Origin of the sequence: Blautia sp. An249 (assembly GCF_002159835.1) — a bacterium.
Lineage (GTDB): Bacteria > Bacillota > Clostridia > Lachnospirales > Lachnospiraceae > Blautia_A > Blautia_A avistercoris.
Map to the genome: position 1 here is coordinate 1 of NZ_NFJL01000048.1, position 3693 is coordinate 3693.

The 3693-nt window shown below is 38.4% G+C and carries 5 protein-coding genes; all 5 read right to left on the bottom strand.

The window, feature by feature from the left end; genetic code table 11:
* Window positions 1-125 precede the first annotated feature (125 nt).
* Window positions 126-1346 (bottom strand): nucleotidyltransferase family protein, encoded by a 1221-nt coding sequence (locus B5F53_RS19295; protein WP_087227098.1) that lies wholly within the window; start codon window positions 1344-1346, stop codon window positions 126-128.
* Window positions 1347-1367: 21 nt separating this feature from the next.
* Window positions 1368-1580, bottom strand: a complete 213-nt coding sequence (locus tag B5F53_RS20495) for an IS66 family transposase (protein WP_242970377.1) — start codon at window positions 1578-1580, stop codon at window positions 1368-1370.
* 21 nt (window positions 1581-1601) lie between these two features.
* Window positions 1602-2009, bottom strand: coding sequence for an IS66 family transposase zinc-finger binding domain-containing protein (locus tag B5F53_RS20500; protein ID WP_330396252.1), 408 nt, complete (start codon window positions 2007-2009; stop codon window positions 1602-1604).
* Between the two features lie 43 nt (window positions 2010-2052).
* The gene (locus tag B5F53_RS19305; protein WP_162610656.1) at window positions 2053-3222 is read right to left on the bottom strand and encodes an acyltransferase family protein; all 1170 of its coding nucleotides are present in this window, start codon (window positions 3220-3222) and stop codon (window positions 2053-2055) included.
* Window positions 3223-3478: 256 nt separating this feature from the next.
* On the bottom strand, window positions 3479-3693 hold a 215-nt coding region (locus tag B5F53_RS19310), incomplete at its 5' end, for a transposase (protein ID WP_140398287.1).

Genomic DNA, 3693 nt, shown 5'->3' on the forward strand with positions numbered 1-3693 from the left:
TATCACCTCCATCATTTGAGAACATCTTATCAAATGATGGAAGGGATTTGAAGATACGGATGATTACCTACTTACTTCTGAATAGTCTTACCGTGTTTTTAGTTGATCCATACCTTGTGAATCGCTCAAACTTCAAATAATTTCAGTTTTTTGTACATTTCTTTTCTGGACAAGCTGTTTTTATACATCGTCTGCAGATTAACCTTATTACGAGTTCCGGATATTACTCGCACTAGGTACCTCATGCACAAAAAGCACCAGATAAATGGGAGTAAAATTTTAATCTTTTTTGTAATAGGATAAAGCTTATAGCTCATATGATTCAATGTATTTATAAGCTGTACAAGCCGACTATGACCAAAGTTTCCTTTTCCTCTGTCTGAAATCATCATCCCTTCATAGGCTCTTTGGTTACTTTTGGATCCAAAATTTCCTCCAGATAAAATATCTTCCGCCAGTGCTTCCGCGAGCGCAACATTATTTCCCATCCACTTTTGATAGGGAAGACCAATAGATACGGTTGCTGCCAGGCTCAGAATTGTGGCGAAAGTCCAAAGTCCTGCTTTCTCCAGACGCTCCCGAAACAGATTTTCAAATTCTTCTTCAGAAAAAGTATTTACAAAAACAGCCCAGTCACACAAATGTCTCAGGCCAATCCCTTCCCCTACTAAATGGCGCTGTACATGCATCAGCATAATCAGTCCATGGTGAAAACTATCGGGAATCTGAAATTTAAAAGTTTCGTCCTGAATTTTTACAGATGTTTTCTGAATATCCTTAAAATAGTTGCAGATAACATCGCCTGCTTTTCCGTCCGGGAGCGTACAGGGCATAAAATGCATCTCTAATTGAATCTGTCGATTTGTAAAGGCTTTATGGAATGCATGCTCCTCTCCTGATGACGCAAAGCCATTTTTCTCTAAAATCATTGTAACAGTTTCCAAATCTTCTTCCTCAACAAGAAAATCCACGTCGCCCATCTGACGGCTCATCTCCTCCGGATAATATGAAGATGATGCCACTCCTTTTAAAATGCAATATGAAATCCCATTTTCTGTCATTAGCTCATGGAGATAGCTGTGATAAGAATAATTTTGCACACATTGAAAGATATGCATTTTTACAGAATTTTCTACTTCCCTTTTCGTTTTGGGGTCAAGCGGCAGCTTATCATACTTCAGAAAAGCCGGTATCACAACTGCCTGTTTTTTACTTTCTTTATACACCGCTTCCCAATTTGGTACATTTCCTATATCACCAGGAAGCTCCTCCTGAAATAATACATTTGCAAGAAGCTGGCATAAAATCTTCTGAGTATTCTCCATAAATAAAGGATTAGAAATCATATTGTATTCTCCAAATATTGTTTATTCGTAAGCATTTGTAACCCTTATATCCACATCGGTATCCAGATACCCGTTGAAGCCTTCCAGAAACTCTTTTGCATGGCTGCCGCTCCTGGTCGGGGAATAGCCATACAGGATGATCGCCGGAAATCCGTCCTCGCCGCGAACAGCCACATGAATGACTTGGTCTGGGCTCTGCTCCGCTCCTCTTTCAGCACCTGGTCCGGATCTCATCTGCCATTGCAAAGTTCCGTTTCAGAAGTCCGCGGTGAAAGTAATCATACAATAGTTCTGCGAACAGTAGATGATCCAGTTAGCAAGGGTAGTCCGGCTGATCTGGACCCATACTGCTTCTAGACTTTCTTCTGCCGGTAAAGGGGAAGCCCATTGGCATACATACCTCTGGTACATGGTCCATGCAACGGTGGATACCGAGGCAGAGCCTTTCCCTACCAGGGCATCCGGCACCTGAGACTTTCTGATCGCAGTTTTTTCTGTATCGCTGAGCCCCTCCTTGCAGAATGGGCATCCGTAACTCTGGCTGTAGTATTCGTTCACCTTGCATGTAGCGGGAATGAACTCCAGCTCCAGGCGAACATAATCCTCACCGCTCAGGGTCATCTGCGTACCGCATACCGTACAATTCTGATCTTCTTCCGGCAGGGATGGAGCTCCTGCCCCGCTTCTGCTTCATTGCCAAGTTAGTCTAATTTCTATTGTTGAAAAAAAATCGTGTGTATCTAAATCTCAAGAGAGCAGAACTTATGATTAGCGCTCCCACTAAGGCAACCCCAAAGTTTAAAAGGAAATTAAAAAATGGCGGAACTAAACCGTTAAACCATAGTATTGAAAAATATATCAATTGTTGATGATATAAGTAAACCATCATCGATCTTTTAGACAAAAATCCCCACAGCTTACTTTTTTCCCATGTAATGATATTTGCTAACCTTTGAAGAAGAAAAAAAATGCTGATTGCCCCAATAATATGTAATACCAATCCTAATCCAATGTAAATAATCTTTTCTATGCTATTTATTCCATCCGCAAAGTATGACCATGCCATGAAACAAATAATATATAAAACACAATATATAGTCAAAGAAACTTTTCGAATGAACCAGTTCCGTTTTTCTCTCAGCTTCATACCAATGATAAAAAAAGGAACATAAGATAAAGAAGTAAAAATGCAAAAGTAGTTTGGAATACGCAGCCCACCTAAGGTACCTATTACATAAGACATAGTAGATATAACAATTGCCATCCAGTCATTAGAAAATTTCTTTGTTAATGGCCAAATTATAATGAATAGCCAAAATAACATCCATAAAAACCACAAATGGCTTGGGCTTTCGCATAAAACATATTTTTCAATTATCTGTTCTAACGAATAATCGTATAAAAATGATTCAATTGGTATCACAAACGATATTGTTACAAACACATACGGAAGAATTAATCGTTTTGTTTTTTTTGTTATAAATGTTTTGTAGACATTATATTTACCACATTCATTCCGATTGTAAGAATACAAATAACCAGAAATAAGCACGAAACAGTAGATATGAAACGAATTCAGCCATTTGGATATAAATATCAAAGTATCTGATTGATACTTTGGTGTTACAACATTGAACCACCCACCGGTCCAAAAATTAGCACAATGTCCAAGGCACACAGCTAACATTAATACAGCCTTTATTAAGGTACAATTATCAAGTTCTTTTTCTTTATATTGTTCTGGTGTAGCCATCACATGCATTCTCCACTTAAATATCAATTTTCCCATCCATAGGGCATTATAATTTTCCCAAATACTATCAAGATCTATTCCCATTAATTTTGCAATTGTACAGTCAATTGCAATTGATTTCATACCAGTAAAAATTATCCCCATATTGTAAGGAATCGGTCGCCATGCTCCCTCTCCTTGTCCGCAAATTATCATATCTGCAATGGTAAGAATCTTCCGCTGAGATTGCTCTCTCAGTATACCGTCCTTATCAGCAAAAACAAGTATTCTGTTAATATCAATAATAGTTCTCTAAATTGTATCATTCCCCATCCAATATCCTGCAACAATATCCCTATTACCAGTAATGCATATTCTTGTGCAGGAGTTTCTTCCGCAATTATCCGTTTCTCTCTTGCCTCATATAGCGCAGTTTTGCTTCCAGCAACTCTCTGTTACATTTTCCGTACATAGTACGTTTTATCATTTTAAGCCTGCTGTTAGTTCCCTCTACAAAACCATTACTATAGTCATAAGCTACCGCATTTTCAACGGCATCCAGATCGTTTTCCAAACCTTTAGAAAAACTTCGTAATCCTTTTATGCTGCTTTTTT